Annotated in this window: 17 protein-coding genes; 12 read left to right on the top strand and 5 right to left on the bottom strand. The window is 56.5% G+C overall.

The annotated features are described in order from the left end of the window. The 5 genes from AC097W_RS11525 to AC097W_RS11505 all read left to right on the top strand — a co-directional run bounded on the left by AC097W_RS11525 (position 1) and on the right by AC097W_RS11505 (position 5,915). A complete protein-coding gene (locus AC097W_RS11525; protein WP_479602698.1) occupies positions 1-1,050 on the top strand; it encodes an HpcH/HpaI aldolase/citrate lyase family protein in 1,050 nt (349 codons plus the stop codon). 41 nt (positions 1,051-1,091) lie between these two features. Then, a complete protein-coding gene (locus AC097W_RS11520; protein WP_479602697.1) occupies positions 1,092-3,689 on the top strand; it encodes a bifunctional aconitate hydratase 2/2-methylisocitrate dehydratase in 2,598 nt (865 codons plus the stop codon). A gap of 86 nt (positions 3,690-3,775) precedes the next feature. Next, positions 3,776-4,141, top strand: coding sequence for a DMT family protein (locus AC097W_RS11515; protein ID WP_479602696.1), 366 nt, complete (start codon positions 3,776-3,778; stop codon positions 4,139-4,141). Positions 4,142-4,237: 96 nt separating this feature from the next. Further along, positions 4,238-4,885 (top strand): DUF47 domain-containing protein, encoded by a 648-nt coding sequence (locus tag AC097W_RS11510; RefSeq protein ID WP_479602695.1) that lies wholly within the window; start codon positions 4,238-4,240, stop codon positions 4,883-4,885. Between the two features lie 19 nt (positions 4,886-4,904). Then, positions 4,905-5,915: an inorganic phosphate transporter gene (locus AC097W_RS11505; RefSeq protein WP_479602694.1), complete on the top strand. Its 1,011-nt coding sequence runs from the start codon at positions 4,905-4,907 to the stop codon at positions 5,913-5,915. Here AC097W_RS11505 and AC097W_RS11500 read toward each other — a convergent pair. Further along, complete coding sequence (locus AC097W_RS11500; RefSeq protein ID WP_479602693.1) at positions 5,896-6,369, bottom strand: TM2 domain-containing protein; 474 nt, start codon at positions 6,367-6,369, stop codon at positions 5,896-5,898. The two genes, AC097W_RS11505 and AC097W_RS11500, sit on opposite strands and share 20 nt — an antisense overlap. Beyond that, positions 6,366-6,899: an N-acetyltransferase family protein gene (locus AC097W_RS11495; protein ID WP_479602692.1), complete on the bottom strand. Its 534-nt coding sequence runs from the start codon at positions 6,897-6,899 to the stop codon at positions 6,366-6,368. The genes AC097W_RS11500 and AC097W_RS11495 overlap by 4 nt, the downstream gene beginning before the upstream one ends. 120 nt (positions 6,900-7,019) lie before the next feature. On the opposite strand from AC097W_RS11495, the gene rpsP reads away from it, so the two are divergent. The 6 genes from rpsP (at position 7,020) to AC097W_RS11465 (ending at position 10,852) form a co-directional block, all read left to right on the top strand. Further along, a complete protein-coding gene (rpsP, locus tag AC097W_RS11490; protein ID WP_479602691.1) occupies positions 7,020-7,271 on the top strand; it encodes a 30S ribosomal protein S16 in 252 nt (83 codons plus the stop codon). A 53-nt stretch (positions 7,272-7,324) separates the two neighbouring features. Then, positions 7,325-7,894 (top strand): ribosome maturation factor RimM, encoded by a 570-nt coding sequence (gene rimM, locus AC097W_RS11485; protein WP_479602690.1) that lies wholly within the window; start codon positions 7,325-7,327, stop codon positions 7,892-7,894. Positions 7,895-7,905: 11 nt separating this feature from the next. Continuing rightward, on the top strand, positions 7,906-8,652 hold the full coding sequence (gene trmD / locus AC097W_RS11480; protein WP_479602689.1) for a tRNA (guanosine(37)-N1)-methyltransferase TrmD: 747 nt from the start codon (positions 7,906-7,908) through the stop codon (positions 8,650-8,652). A 105-nt stretch (positions 8,653-8,757) separates the two neighbouring features. Continuing rightward, positions 8,758-9,135 carry a 50S ribosomal protein L19 gene (gene rplS, locus AC097W_RS11475; protein ID WP_479602793.1) on the top strand — a complete coding sequence of 126 codons (378 nt, stop codon included), beginning with the start codon at positions 8,758-8,760 and terminating at the stop codon, positions 9,133-9,135. Positions 9,136-9,188: 53 nt separating this feature from the next. After that, positions 9,189-9,866, top strand: coding sequence for a CoA pyrophosphatase (locus AC097W_RS11470; protein WP_479602688.1), 678 nt, complete (start codon positions 9,189-9,191; stop codon positions 9,864-9,866). 65 nt (positions 9,867-9,931) lie between these two features. Next, positions 9,932-10,852 carry a cobalamin biosynthesis protein gene (locus AC097W_RS11465; RefSeq protein ID WP_479602687.1) on the top strand — a complete coding sequence of 307 codons (921 nt, stop codon included), beginning with the start codon at positions 9,932-9,934 and terminating at the stop codon, positions 10,850-10,852. 26 nt (positions 10,853-10,878) lie between these two features. Here the strand turns inward: AC097W_RS11465 and rsgA are convergent, their stop codons facing one another. Genes rsgA through AC097W_RS11450 form a run of 3 tightly spaced genes read right to left on the bottom strand, consistent with a single transcriptional unit; the run spans position 10,879 to position 13,476 of the window. Beyond that, positions 10,879-11,826: a ribosome small subunit-dependent GTPase A gene (rsgA, locus tag AC097W_RS11460; protein WP_479602686.1), complete on the bottom strand. Its 948-nt coding sequence runs from the start codon at positions 11,824-11,826 to the stop codon at positions 10,879-10,881. A gap of 14 nt (positions 11,827-11,840) precedes the next feature. Next, positions 11,841-12,170 carry a 4a-hydroxytetrahydrobiopterin dehydratase gene (locus AC097W_RS11455; protein WP_479602685.1) on the bottom strand — a complete coding sequence of 110 codons (330 nt, stop codon included), beginning with the start codon at positions 12,168-12,170 and terminating at the stop codon, positions 11,841-11,843. A gap of 13 nt (positions 12,171-12,183) precedes the next feature. After that, entirely contained in the window at positions 12,184-13,476 is a 1,293-nt protein-coding gene (locus tag AC097W_RS11450) for a M48 family metallopeptidase (RefSeq protein ID WP_479602684.1), read from the bottom strand. 37 nt (positions 13,477-13,513) lie between these two features. Here AC097W_RS11450 and orn point away from each other — a divergent pair, with 37 nt between their 5' ends. Then, positions 13,514-14,083: an oligoribonuclease gene (gene orn, locus AC097W_RS11445; RefSeq protein ID WP_479602683.1), complete on the top strand. Its 570-nt coding sequence runs from the start codon at positions 13,514-13,516 to the stop codon at positions 14,081-14,083. Positions 14,084-14,286 lie beyond the last annotated feature (203 nt).

Below are 14,286 nucleotides of genomic sequence, written 5' to 3'. Positions count from 1 at the left end.
GTGGAACATCCGCGTGACGTTCTTCTCGGCGCACAGGGTGCTGCGGGCCTGCTGCCCGTATGCGACCACTACAGCGGTGTCGAAGCGCGGATGATCAAAAGCCTGCAATTGCAGGCAGAGATGATGGAGGAGTTCGGTGTCTGCGTCTTCGACGTGACACTGGACTGCGAAGACGGGGCGCCCGCTGGTGGCGAGGGAGAGCAGGCAAATCGGGTCGTAGCCCTTGCCAATGCTGCGCAAGCAGCTACTAATTTGATAGCAAATGGGCCGTTGCGCCGGATTGGTGTCCGGCTTCACGCGGTAGACCACCCGGCTTTTGAAGCGGATGTGGAGCTCGTGGTTGGCGGCGCGGCGCAGTCCCTGAGTTACGTGATGATTCCCAAAGTGGAATCGCTCGCCGATGTGGAGCGCGCACTGGCTGCAGTGGATGCCGCGGTACCGCCCAAGCAGCGTGCAGATGCATTGCCTTTGCATGTACTGATCGAGTCGCCCCACGCAGTACACCGGGCGTTCGAGATTGCATCACATCCACGGGTGCAGTCCCTGAGCTTTGGGCTGATGGATTTTGTGTCTTCCCATGGCGGGGCGATTCCCCATACGGCAATGGACGTTCGCGCTGCGGACGATACGAACACACTCGACCAGTTTCACCACCCGCTCGTGGTCCGTGCCAAAGCGGAAATTGCCAGTGCTTGCCATGCTTATGGCAAAGTACCTTCGCACTGTGTTGTCACGGATCTGCGCGATGCCATGACGACGGAGCGGTCTGCCCGCAGGGCAGCCACCGCGCTCGGATACACCCGCATGTGGAGCATTCATCCCAGTCAGATCAGGCCCATTTTGGCGGCCTTCACGCCGTCTGCTGAAGCGTTGGATTTGGCGGCACACATTGTGCTTGAAGCCAGTAGACAGGATTGGGCGCCTATTGCCGTGAAAGGCAAACTGCATGACCGTGCCAGTTTTCGGTATTTTTGGCAGGTCTTGGAGCGTGCGCACCAGACTGGGTGTGTCCTGCCAGAGCCCGTGCGGATGTATTTCGTGCGGCCGTAGAAATTCAAGAAATTTTTGTTGTTTTAGAAGGAGTCATTACCATGTTGCAATCTTACCGTGACCATGTGGCCGAACGTGCCGCACTGGGTATTCCCCCGCTGCCTTTGTCTGCCAAGCAGACCGCAGAGTTGATTGAGCTGCTCAAGTCCCCGCCCGCTGGCGAAGAGGCGACCCTGCTGGACCTCATTACCCACCGCGTCCCCGCCGGTGTGGATGATGCGGCCAAGGTCAAGGCCAGTTATCTGGCCGCTGTAGCCCATGGCAGTGAAAAATGTTCCTTGATCTCGCGTGAACGTGCAACCGAGTTGCTAGGCACCATGCTGGGTGGCTACAACATCAGCCCCCTGGTGGACTTGCTGGACGACGCTGTCGTGGCCGCCCAAGCTGCAGAAGGCCTGAAGAAAACCCTGTTGATGTTTGACCAGTTCCATGACGTCAAGGAAAAAGCCGACAAGGGCAATGCTTTCGCCAAGGCCGTGCTGCAAAGCTGGGCCGATGCCGAATGGTTTACCAGCCGCCCCGAAGTGCCACAAAGCATCACCGTCAGTATTTTTAAAGTCGCCGGTGAAATCAACACCGATGACCTGAGCCCTGCGCCTGACGCCTGGAGCCGCCCCGACATTCCATTGCATGCGCTGGCAATGCACAAAAACGCGCGACCTGGCGTCACGCCCGAGCAGGATGGCAAGCGTGGCCCGGTCAAGTTCATTGAGGACCTGCGCGCCCGTGGCGACTTGGTGGCCTATGTGGGTGACGTGGTCGGTACCGGTTCCAGCCGCAAGTCAGCCACCAATTCCGTGCTGTGGTTCACGGGGGAAGACATTCCCTTTGTGCCGAACAAGCGCTTTGGTGGCGTCTGCCTGGGCTCCAAAATTGCCCCGATTTTCTACAACACCATGGAAGACTCTGGCGCACTGCCAATCGAGTTGGACGTGAGCCAGATGGCCATGGGCGACGTGGTCGAATTGCGTCCTTACGACGGCAAGGCGCTCAAGGATGGCAAGGTGATCGCCGAGTTCAAAGTCAAGAGCGACGTGCTGTTTGACGAAGTGCGCGCCGGTGGCCGTATTCCGCTGATCATTGGTCGCGGCTTGACTGCCAAGGCCCGTGAAGCACTGGGCTTGCCCGTTTCCACCTTGTTCCGCCTGCCCACCAATCCAGCCGACACCCACAAGGGTTTCACGCTGGCACAGAAGATGGTGGGTCGCGCGTGCGGTTTGCCTGAAGGGCAGGGCGTTCGCCCCGGTACCTACTGTGAGCCCAAGATGACCTCAGTCGGTTCACAAGACACCACCGGCCCCATGACCCGCGACGAGTTGAAAGACCTGGCTTGCTTGGGGTTCAGCGCCGATCTGGTCATGCAATCGTTCTGCCACACCGCGGCATACCCCAAGCCGGTTGACGTGAAAATGCACCACGAATTGCCCGAGTTCATGAGCAACCGCGGCGGTGTTCCCCTGCGTCCTGGCGACGGCATCATCCACAGCTGGCTCAACCGCATGTTGTTGCCTGACACCGTCGGTACTGGCGGCGACAGCCACACCCGTTTCCCAATCGGCATCAGCTTCCCTGCTGGCTCCGGTCTGGTGGCTTTTGGTGCCGCGACCGGCGTCATGCCGCTGGATATGCCTGAGAGTGTTCTGGTGCGTTTCAAAGGCAAGTTGCAGTCGGGCATCACCCTGCGTGACCTGGTGAATGCGATTCCCTTGTACGCCATCAAGGCCGGTTTGCTGACGGTGGCCAAGCAGGGCAAGGTCAATATTTTCTCGGGCCGTATCCTGGAAATTGAAGGTCTGCCTGATTTGAAGGTGGAGCAGGCGTTTGAGTTGAGCGATGCGTCGGCTGAGCGTTCGGCTGCCGGTTGTACCGTGCACTTGGACAAGGCGCCCATCATTGAATACATCAATAGCAACGTCACCATGCTCAAGTGGATGATTGCGACGGGGTATTCGGACGTGCGCACCATCAACCGCCGTATCAAGGCTATGGAAGCCTGGCTGGCCAATCCCCAATTGCTCAAAGGCGATGCAGATGCAGACTATGCCGCTGTGATCGAGATTGATCTGGCCGACATCCACGAGCCTATCGTGGCCTGCCCGAATGACCCGGATGACGTCAAGACATTGGCTGACGTTGCGGGCTCAAAGATCGACGAAGTGTTTATCGGCAGCTGCATGACCAATATCGGTCACTTCCGTGCGGCCTCCAAGCTGCTGGAAAACAAGCGCGACATCCCCGTGAAACTGTGGATGGCTCCGCCCACCAAGATGGATGCCAAACAGCTCAGTGACGAAGGTCACTATGGTGTTCTCGGCAGTGCTGGCGCCCGCATGGAAATGCCGGGATGCAGCCTGTGTATGGGTAACCAGGCGCAGGTGAAAGAGGGTGCCACCGTGTTCAGCACCAGCACCCGTAATTTCCCGAACCGCCTGGGCAAGAACAGCAATGTGTACCTGGGCTCGGCCGAGCTCGCAGCCATTTGTTCCAAGCTGGGTCGTATTCCGACCAAGGAAGAATACATGACCGACATGAGCGTGTTGACGGCTGCCAGCGACAAGGTGTACCAGTACCTGAACTTCGACAAGATCGCAGATTTCACGGAAATCGCTGCGACCGTCAAGGAAGACGGCATCGTCTGATTCTGACGATTCGAAGGGTCGTCTGGATCGAGCTCCGCAGTGAAAGCTGCGGAGCTTTTTTATTGGTGCAACGGATAATCCAGCGTATGAATTTTCTTGCTGCACTCCCTTTTTCACTGCAAACGGTTTGCTTTCTGATTGCCAGCAACGTCTTCATGACGTTTGCCTGGTACGGGCATCTCAAGAATATGGCGACTGCTCCCTGGTACCTTGCTGCGCTGGTCAGCTGGGGCATTGCGCTGTTTGAGTACCTGTTGCAGGTGCCGGGCAATCGCATTGGTTTTCAGCAGGCCGGCTTTTCAGTAGCACAACTCAAGATATTGCAGGAGGTCATCACACTCAGCGTGTTCGTGCCTTTTGCCATGCTCTACATGGATGAGCCGTTCAAGCTGGACTATCTCTGGGCCGGGCTGTGCATGGTGGGCGCGGTGTACTTTATTTTTAGAAGCTGATTGGGGTCATGGTCCCTCTTTGAGCGCCTGCGGTTAAACTGCCTGCAGTCACAAAACGGTCAGATTATTGACACATTTCTTGGTTAGGAGTTTGCGATGCTGTTTGGAAAGCTTTTGCCCCGAGAGGGCAATTTTTTTGAGATGTTCAATCAGCATGCGGATCGGATTGTGGAGGCAGCCCATGCATTTTCCAAACTGGTTGCCAACTACAACGACCTGGACTTGCGGGCCAAATACAACCAGGAAGTCGACGATGCGGAGCGTGCCGCCGACCGTGTGACGCATGAATGCAATAAAGCCATTCACATCACCTTCATCACGCCGATTGACCGCGAGCAGATTCACACGCTCATCAACACAATGGACGATGTAGCGGACTTGATCCAGGACTCTGCAGAAACAATGGCGCTGTACGACGTGCGCCATATGACGGAAGAAATCACCCGCCTGACGGACCTCAGCGTCAAGTGCTGCGAGCGTTTGCGTGATGCGGTCAAGCTTTTGGGAAATATTGCGGATCAATCCACCGCCGAGGCCGCTTTGAAGACATGCGAAGAAATCGACAAACTCGAATCAGACGCAGATCGCGTGATGCGCACGGCCATGAGCAAGTTGTTTCGGGAAGAGCCGGATGTGCGTGAAGTCATCAAGCTCAAGGCGATCTACGAGTTGCTGGAGACCATTACGGACAAATGCGAAGACGTAGCCAACGTCATTGAGGGCATCGTCCTCGAAAACTCCTGATCTGGCTGGCGACACGACGATGGAAACCGTACAAGCGTCCTTGTGGGTGGTTATTTTGCTGGTGGTTCTGGCGTTTCTGTTTGACTTCATGAATGGATTTCATGATGCCGCCAATTCGATTGCCACCGTGGTGTCAACTGGCGTTTTGAAGCCGGGGCAGGCTATTCTTTTTGCGGCATTTTTCAATGTGGTCGCGATTTTCGTTTTTCACCTGTCCGTTGCGGCTACGGTGGGCAAAGGTATTGTGCAGCCGGGGGTTGTTGACACCCATGTTGTGTTTGGCGCCTTGGTAGGTGCCATCACCTGGAACGTCATTACCTGGTACTACGGCATTCCCAGCAGTTCATCGCACGCCTTGATTGGAGGCATTGTGGGAGCCGTGATCGTCAAGGCGGGCGCGGGCGCACTGGTTTCAGCAGGTATTCTCAAGACGGTGGCCTTTATTTTTGTATCACCTCTACTGGGTTTTTTGCTCGGGTCCATGATGATGCTGATCGTCGCCTGGGTCTTTCGCCGATCACGGCCGTCGCGCGTGGACAAATGGTTTCGACGTTTGCAGTTGGTGTCCGCCGGTGCCTATAGCCTGGGGCATGGCGGCAATGACGCCCAGAAAACCATTGGCATCATCTGGATGCTGCTGATCGCCACTGGTTATACCGCGGCGGCAGACAAAACGCCGCCTATGTGGGTTGTTGTCTGTTGCTACACCGCGATAGGCGCAGGCACCATGTTTGGAGGGTGGCGGATTGTCAAAACCATGGGGCAGCGCATCACCAAACTTAAACCAGTGGGTGGATTTTGTGCTGAAACCGGTGGCGCGATCACCCTGTTTCTGGCTACTGCGCTGGGTATTCCCGTGTCGACGACACACACGATTACAGGTGCCATTGTTGGCGTAGGCTCCACCCAGCGCGCCAGCGCCGTCCGCTGGGGCGTCGCTGGCACCATAGTCTGGGCCTGGGTTTTAACCATCCCTGCCAGTGCATTCGTTGCTGCTGTTGCCTATTGGATCAGTCTCCAGATTTTTTAGCGCTTTCTGGCTGGGAAATCTGTTGAGCCGCTTCCACCTGATACTCGAAGTAGCGCTGAAAACTGAAAGCGATGGTGGCGATTAGAACCGTCGTTCCAATCGACAGCGACGTGGCCAACGCTCCCACGGTCAGCCAGTTGGTCCGACCCTCGACCGCATCCAGAGGTGCATCCGGATTGAAGCGCCTGTTCCATTTTTCGACGTCCATGAGGCCAAAAACAAGGGCATTGAGCGCGCATCCAGCCATCGTAAATCCCAACAGGGGAATCAATACCCAACTCCATTGATCATCCAGGCCGAACTCCCGTGCACGCAGTACGCCGTATAAGCCAATCAGAGTCGGTATTGTCAACAGCCAACCCAGGCGGTCGGACCTGCCCCACAGGTAGAACCGGTGAAGCCCCATGGGCCCACCGACAAATGCAAGCCAGGTCGCAACGGTTTTATTTTTCATTCCACTGATTGTGCCGGAGCGCAGGTGCTGCCCATGCCGAGGGCTTTGTCCATCAGAACGACATCCAGCCAGCGATCAAACTTCCAGCCACAGTCGGCGAGTACGCCAACGTGGCTGAAGCCGCACGTCCGGTGCACCCCGATGGATCCCTTGTTGGCCGAGTCGCCAATGACTGCGATCAATTTTCGCACCCCCGCCCGCTCCGCTTGTGCCATCAGCTCCTCAAGCATGAGTCGGCCCAACCCTCTGCCGTGTGCTGCTGGGGCCAGATAAATAGAGTCCTCGGCCGAAAAGCGGTAAGCAGGTCGCGGTTTGAACCAATTGCAATAAGCGAAGCCCAATACGCCTGTGGCATCTTCGAGGACCAGGTAGGGCAGACCCTTGGACAGCACATCCGAACGACGCGATGCCATGTCCTGTGCGCTGGGCGGTGTGGTCTCAAACGTTCCCGTCCCATGGAGCACGTGATGGGCATAAATTGTAGTGATGTCATTGATATCGGCATCAACGCTTGGGCGAATTTTGGTCATGGACTGGTTAAAGGTTATAATGGAAAGCTATTCAAAGTGTCACTGGCCGGGTGGTCAGTTGCGTGTCTCAACTCTGAATTTAATGGTTGAAAGAAATTTCCGCCACCCAAAGGATAAATCATGGTCGTCATTCGACTCGCCCGTGGCGGTGCAAAAGCACGCCCGTTTTTCAATATTGTTGTGGCTGACAAGCGCACACGCCGTGATGGTCGCTTTATCGAGCGTATTGGTTTCTACAACCCCATCGCCGCAGCCAACGAAGAAAGCATCCGTATCGCTCAGGATCGTCTGACGTATTGGAGAGGTGTTGGTGCCCAGGCTTCTCCCACGGTGGAACGCCTGATCAACCAGGCTGCTAAAAAAGCTGCTTGATCAAAAAAGTGTCAGGCGCTCACTATGCGTGAGCGTTTGACATGAAATGCCCTATGCCCACGCTACCCGGACTCGAATCTGCTGCACTGCCAGCCGATGCCATCGAAATCGGGAGAATTGCGGACGCGTGGGGTATTAAGGGCTGGTTCAAGGTCCTGCCTTATAGCGCCCATCCTGAGGCGCTTTTTTCATCCAAGACCTGGTTTCTTCTTCCGACCGAAAGAGGTCTGAAAACGTTTGACGGGACCATGAAGCTGGCTGTCAAAGAGGCGAAGGATCACTCCGGGTCTGTGGTCGCAAGCGCGCAGGGCGTGGACGACCGTTCCGCCGCTGAAGCTTTGCGCGGCGCGCGCATCTTTGTGTCGCGAGGGAGTTTTCCCGCTGCGGCCAAGGACGAGTATTACTGGGTTGATTTGATTGGTCTTGACGTGGTCAACCGTCAGGATGAGTCGCTGGGTTCCGTCAGAGAATTGCTGTCAACGGGCGCGCAAACGGTACTGGTGCTGGAGTATGCGCAAGACGACAAAGTCTGTGAACGAATGATTCCCTTTGTTGCCGCTTATGTTGATGATGTTGATCTGGCCTCACGACGTATTCGCGTTGACTGGCAGTCCGACTACTGAGCCAACGGCGCATGCGCTTTGATGTGGTTACGCTATTCCCGGAGCTTTTCGCTCCGTTCCTGATTACGGGCATTACCCGACGTGCTTTCGAATCAGGTCAGGTGGACGTGCATCTTTCCAATCCCCGTGACTTTGCCAGTGGCAATTACCGCCGGGTGGACGACCGTCCGTTTGGCGGTGGACCGGGCATGGTCATGATGGCGGAGCCGATGGCCAAGGCCGTTGAAGAAATCAAGGCTGCGCGCAAAGATGGGGCGCCGGTGGTTCTGTTTTCCCCAATCGGGAAGCGGTTGGACCACGCTGCAGTTCAGCGGTGGTCCAGTAGCGCGGGAGCCATCTTGATTTGCGGCCGCTACGAAGGGATCGATCAGCGGTTTATTGATTCCTGTGTCGATGAGCAGATCAGTCTCGGTGATTTCGTTCTTTCCGGTGGGGAAGTGGCCGCCATGGCCTTGCTGGATGCTGTGGCGCGATTGCAGCCAGGTGTGTTGTCAGACCCCGACAGCCATCAATTTGACAGCTTTAATCCGGCTCTGGACGGTCTGCTGGATTGCCCGCATTACACCCGTCCTGAAGAATGGAAGGGCGAAAAAGTCCCAGTGGTTCTGATGTCCGGACACCATGAACAGATAGAGCGTTGGCGGCGTGACCAGCGCTTGCAACTCACAGCCTTGCACCGCCCCGATTTGCTGGAAGCCGCCCGAAAGGTAGGGCATCTGGGGCCAAAAGACGAATCGGCATTGTCACAGTCGAGTTGAGCTTGCTATAATAGAAGGCTTATCGATCCTCTGTACGGCCAGATCAGCCTTGTGCTTGATTGGTGCCATTTCGGTGCTGGCGCATACACGATCACGAAGGAAATCATGAATCTGATACAAATTCTTGAGCAGGAAGAAATTGCTCGTCTTGGGAAGACCCTTCCCGAATTCGCTCCCGGCGATACCATCGTTGTCAGCGTAAACGTCGTTGAAGGTACCCGCAAGCGGGTGCAGGCTTACGAAGGCGTCGTTATTGCGAAGCGCAATCGCGGTCTGAATAGCGGCTTCATCGTTCGCAAAATTTCCAGCGGTGAGGGTGTTGAGCGTACGTTCCAGACCTACAGCCCCCTGATTGCAGGCATCGAAGTCAAGCGCCGTGGTGATGTGCGCCGCGCCAAGCTGTACTACCTGCGCGATCGCAGCGGCAAGTCGGCACGTATCAAAGAAAAATTGCCAGCAAAGAAAACAGCTGGCGCAAAATAAGACGTTCTGTATTGAACAGAAACCGCCCGGCGCAAGCTTGTGGCGGTTTTTTTATGACCCAATTCCCGGTTTTTGATCCGCATAGCGTTCCAGTGGTCGGCATTGACGACCATCTGCCAAAGGTGCGCCCGCAATCTCTGCAACCCATGGCTATGGTCCTTCGGTTTGCCACCGCGCATGCGTGGACACCCGAGTTGTTGGCAGAGCCACGCTTTTCCGAGCGGGTTCCTGTTCATGCATCGGTGCTGATTCCCATGGTTATGCGTGAGCAGGGATTGACGGTGCTGCTAACCGAGCGGACCCAACATCTTTCAAGTCACTCGGGGCAGGTTGCGTTCCCTGGTGGAAAGGCCGATCCGGAAGATGCCAGTGCCACGGTGACGGCCCTCAGGGAGGCTGAGGAAGAGATTGGTCTGGATCGCCGCTTTGTTGATGTGCTCGGCGATCTGCCAATCTACACAACCGGCAGTGCGTTCATCGTGACGCCGGTGGTCGCATTGGTGCGCCCTGGGTTTGCCATCTCACCCAATCCCCATGAGGTCGCAGATATCTTTGAGGTGCCACTGAATTTCCTGATGGATCCGGCTAACCACCGTCGCCACGCTATCGAATGGGCGGGGCAACGGCGCGAATGGCTGTCCATTCCGTACCAGGACGGAACAACCGAGCGCTATATCTGGGGTGCAACGGCAGGAATGTTGCGTAATTTCTACCGCTTTTTGCTGGATTGAGGTTCGGCTATGGAACTGAGGGTTCAGCCTACGCTCTCGGCAATTCGGGTCGCTATGATTGACCTATGAGTTTCATTTCCATTTTATTGGCGCTACTGCTGGAGCAGGCGAGGCCACTGGCACAGGTGAATCCTGTTCACAACGGCGTAAGAAACTGGGTTCGCTGGGTCATCCGGAATCTGGATGCGGGAATGCCATTCCATGGCTGGTTGGCATGGTGGGTTGCGGTGGCAACGCCCGCCTTGCTGGTCTTTGCACTGCACTGGTTACTGGTGTGGTCACTGGGCTGGGTGGCTGCAATCATCTGGAGTGTGGTCATTCTGTATTCGACCCTAGGTTTTCGTCAGTTCAGCCACCACTTCACGGAAATCCGGGACGCGCTGGACGCGGGAGATGAAGACCTTGCGCGTGAGCGCCTCGCGCTGTGGATGCGCATCGATGCGAGCACGCTTCCACGCAGCGAGATCGTGCGGCACGTCATCGAGTACTCCGTACTCAGCGCCCATCGCCATGTCTTTGGCGTGTTCGCCTGGTATGCCCTGCTGGCTGCGCTGGGTTTGGGACCCGCTGGTGCCGTTTTATACCGGGTTGCCGGGTATTTTGTTCAATACGTCAATCGCCCGTCGCACCCTTCCGGAACTCCGGTGAGTGCCTCGCTGCAATTGGCAGCCAATACGGCCTGGAACGCCATGGATTGGGTCCCTGCCCGCATCACAGCGCTCGGCTTTGCATTTGTCGGCAGTTTTGAAGAGGCGGTGGACAGTTGGCGTCAACATGAAGCCAAATTCCCTGGAGACACTGACGGTGTCATCCTGGCGGCGACGTCTGGAGCCGTCAATGTTCAGCTGGGATCGCGGGAGCGTGCAGGCTCTGGGCAGACGCCGCAATCCCTCCACCTGCGGGCGGTCGTCGGCCTGGTTTGGCGCACGGTCGTGATGTGGATGGTGTTTCTCGCGCTGCTGTCGCTGGCACGCCTCCTGGGCTGAGGTTGCAAGGGGAATTCTGAAGCTGATCAGTAGCGCTTCTGGGACAGTTCAGCAAACAGGTCGCTATATATTTTGTAGCGGTTCGCGCTGATTTGATCGGGGCTGGCGACTGAATAAGCTTCAGATGCCGGTTGCAGCGCAGCAATGACCCCGCACCCCGGTTCGTGCAGATGGCTGCAGTTGTAGAACTTGCAATCCGACGCATGGGCTTTTATATCGGGCATCAAACTCGCTAGGTGCATGGGCTCGATGTGGTTCAGGCCAAATTCCTGAAATCCCGGTGAGTCGATTACTGCAGTTGTCTTGGCATCGTCCACCCAGTACAAGGTGGTGCTGGTAGTCGTATGTTTGCCGGAATTGAGCGCGGTGGATATGGCATTGGTCAACACCTGCGCTTGCGGAATCAGGCGGTTGATCAGGGTGCTCTTGCCCGATCCGGAGGGTCCCAGCACCAGGGTGGTTTTTCCCTTGAGCACTGCATCCAGATGGTGCTCGGGGTTGGCCTCGCTGTCTCCGCGTGGCTTCAATGCCATGGGCAGCACCGTGTAGCCCATGTCGAGGTACACCTTGAGTCGCTGCCAGGCTTTGTCAAAAGGTACCGCCAGATCGCTCTTGTTGAGCGCAATGATGGGGCGGATGTGCTCGGCCTCTGCGGCGATCAGAGCACGTGTCAGTTGACTTTCGGAAAATTCGGGTTCGGCCGCAATCAGTATCAGGATCTGGTCCAGGTTGGACGCGAAAGATTTGGTGCGGATTTCGTCCTGTCGGTAGAACAGATTGCTGCGTGGCAGCACCTTTTCGATGGTGCCCTCGTCTTCGGAGGCTTGCCACAGCACGCGGTCACCTACCACCGTCTGGCTCTTTTTTCCACGCGGGTGGCAGATCAGTCGCCGGCCATCAGGTGTCTCGACCCAAACGTGGCGCCCGTGCCCGGCAATGACCAAACCGGCTTCCAAAGTGGGGGATGTAGCCAAAGTAGAACCTCTGCTCAATCTTGTGTCAGAAGTGCGTCAACCTTGGCGGCGCACACAAAATCAGCCGTTGAAATACCTTGCACGTCGTGTGTACACCACCGCACACTGCAACGGTTGTAGTGCACCAGCAACTCCGGGTGGTGGTGCTGCGAATGGGCTATGAACGCCACGGCATTTACGAACGCCATGGTCTCCAGATAGCCGCCGAGATGAAACGTCTTTTCAATAGCCACATCAGGGCCATCGCCAAACAGCTTCCAGTTATCCAGCTGGGCGAGCTGTGCTATCACTTGTGTAGCGGTCAACGCACGTTTGGCGGGGGCCGGAGGGGTATTTTGTTTCAAAGTGTGATCCGGATCAGGCTGCAGTAGCAGGGGTTTGCAGCCGTGCCAGTCGCTCGGTTGCGGGCGGGTGCGAGTAGTAAAACTTGACGTAAATCGGGTCTGGCGTCAGGGTGGATGCATTGTCTTCAAACAGCCTCAGTAATGCGCTGGACAGGGCCGTGCCACTTGTCTGCTGAACCGCGTAGGCGTCGGCCTCGAATTCGTCCCGCCGCGACATTTGTGCCATCAGAGGACCCATGAACGTGCCCATCAATGGCAATACCAACATGAAGAGCAGCAGGGCGAGTGCATCGTTGGCGCCATTCAGATTGGGGGCGACCCCCAAGCCAGTAAAAAACCAGGCCTGGTGGCTAACCCAACCCAACACAAAAAACCCAAGCAGACTGATGCCAAACATGACGACCATCCGCTTGATGACGTGCCGGTGTTTGAAGTGTCCCAGCTCATGCGCCAATACCGCGTCGACCTCGGATGGGGCCAGTTGGGCCAGCAGCGTGTCATAAAACACCACGCGTTTGGACGCACCAAATCCGGTGAAGTAAGCATTGGCATGGGCGCTGCGCTTGCTGCCATCCATCACATAGAACCCTTTGGACTGAAAGCCGCAACGGGCCATCAGCTGCGTCACCCGGGTCTGGATGTCAGGGTCCTTCAAGGGCTGGAATTTATTGAACAAGGGTGCTATCCAGGTGGGGTACACCAGCAGCATCAGCAAGTTGAACCCCATCCACACGCCCCACACCCACAGCCACCACCAAGGCCCGGTCGCGCCCATCATCCACACGACCAGCGCCACCAACGGCAGACCGATTACGGCACCCAGCACAAGCGACTTTCCAAAATCCTGCAGCCACAGGGCGAAGCTGGTTTTATTGAAGCCAAATCGCTCCTCGATAACAAAGGTCTGGTACAGCGTGAACGGCAGATCCAGCAAACCGTTGATGGCAATGAAGGCGGCCAACAGAGCGACTTGTTGTGCAACACCGGTTCCCATCCAATCGACAAGCAGCTGATTCAAAAGCCACAGGCCACCGAGCAAGGTCCAGCACAGGGCAATCGCGGCGCCCCAAGCCAGTTCTATCAGCCCAAACCGTACCTTGGTCACGGTGTAGTCAGCCGCCTTTTGGTGTGCATGAAGGGTGACTTTGGCTGCAAATGCTGCCGGTACGACGTTGCGGTTGGTCGCCACATGGCGAATTTGCCGTGTGGCCAGCCAGAATTTCAACATCAGACTCACAGATAGAGTCAATGCGAAAACCAGGGTGGTTGTGAGGGACGCGGAGGCGCTGGTGAAGAGTTCTGTCATGGCGCCAGAGTTTAGGCCATCGGCGACAATCCAAGCCATGGCAGAAAACAACACCCCTCTGAGCAAATCAGATAAGAACCTCGTCTGGCTCGACTGCGAGATGACCGGACTGAACCCGCAGGTCGAACGCATCATTGAAATCGCAGTGGTTGTCACCGGTCCCCTGCTGGAGTGCAGGACTGAAGGTCCCGTGCTGGTGATTCATCAAACTGATGCCCTGCTGGACCAGATGGACGCCTGGAACAAGGGGACCCATGGCAAGAGCGGGCTGATTGACAAGGTCAAGGCCTCCACGATGGATGAGGAGCAGGCCCAGGAGGAGCTGATTGCTTTTCTGAGCCAATACGTGCCTAAAAATGGTTCGCCGATGTGCGGCAACTCCATCGGGCAGGATCGCCGGTTTCTGGTCAAGTACATGCCGAAGCTGGAGGCGTTTTTTCATTACCGCAATCTGGACGTGAGCACGCTCAAGGAGCTCTCCAAACGCTGGCGTCCCGAGGTCTATGCATCGTTCAAGAAGCAGCAGCGTCACACTGCACTCGCCGATGTGCATGAGTCGATTGATGAGCTGGAACACTACCGCCAGCACTTCTTGAAACTGGATTGATTTCCCTAAATTGCGATCTAATTAGGTAGAAACCCGAATCCGTGCCATAATTCGAGGCTGCGCTACAAACAGTGGCGCATATTGCACATCTCCCTTCATTCATCGGGTCCGCCTATTTGGGCCCCAAGCGCTGATTGAATTCGCCGCAGGTTCCGTTTGATGGTTGATGTTTTTTAACCATTGACGGAGCAGTCGCATACCCT

This window comes from Rhodoferax sp. GT1R46, assembly GCF_056521285.1.
This window is presented reverse-complemented; position numbering and strand designations above follow the sequence as displayed.

Excerpts from the sequence above, each read along its gene's own strand:
- AC097W_RS11510 (WP_479602695.1), top strand. The coding sequence starts at position 4,238 with ATGCTGTTTGGAAAGCTTTTGCCCCGAGAGGGCAATTTTTTTGAGATG.
- orn (WP_479602683.1), top strand. The coding sequence starts at position 13,514 with ATGGCAGAAAACAACACCCCTCTGAGCAAATCAGATAAGAACCTCGTC.
- rplS (WP_479602793.1), top strand. The coding sequence starts at position 8,758 with ATGAATCTGATACAAATTCTTGAGCAGGAAGAAATTGCTCGTCTTGGG.
- AC097W_RS11450 (WP_479602684.1), bottom strand. The coding sequence starts at position 13,476 with ATGACAGAACTCTTCACCAGCGCCTCCGCGTCCCTCACAACCACCCTG.
- rimM (WP_479602690.1), top strand. The coding sequence starts at position 7,325 with ATGCCCACGCTACCCGGACTCGAATCTGCTGCACTGCCAGCCGATGCC.
- rpsP (WP_479602691.1), top strand. The coding sequence starts at position 7,020 with ATGGTCGTCATTCGACTCGCCCGTGGCGGTGCAAAAGCACGCCCGTTT.
- AC097W_RS11505 (WP_479602694.1), top strand. The coding sequence starts at position 4,905 with ATGGAAACCGTACAAGCGTCCTTGTGGGTGGTTATTTTGCTGGTGGTT.
- AC097W_RS11500 (WP_479602693.1), bottom strand. The coding sequence starts at position 6,369 with ATGAAAAATAAAACCGTTGCGACCTGGCTTGCATTTGTCGGTGGGCCC.
- AC097W_RS11495 (WP_479602692.1), bottom strand. The coding sequence starts at position 6,899 with ATGACCAAAATTCGCCCAAGCGTTGATGCCGATATCAATGACATCACT.
- AC097W_RS11465 (WP_479602687.1), top strand. The coding sequence starts at position 9,932 with ATGAGTTTCATTTCCATTTTATTGGCGCTACTGCTGGAGCAGGCGAGG.
- AC097W_RS11520 (WP_479602697.1), top strand. The coding sequence starts at position 1,092 with ATGTTGCAATCTTACCGTGACCATGTGGCCGAACGTGCCGCACTGGGT.
- AC097W_RS11470 (WP_479602688.1), top strand. The coding sequence starts at position 9,189 with ATGACCCAATTCCCGGTTTTTGATCCGCATAGCGTTCCAGTGGTCGGC.
- AC097W_RS11515 (WP_479602696.1), top strand. The coding sequence starts at position 3,776 with ATGAATTTTCTTGCTGCACTCCCTTTTTCACTGCAAACGGTTTGCTTT.
- trmD (WP_479602689.1), top strand. The coding sequence starts at position 7,906 with ATGCGCTTTGATGTGGTTACGCTATTCCCGGAGCTTTTCGCTCCGTTC.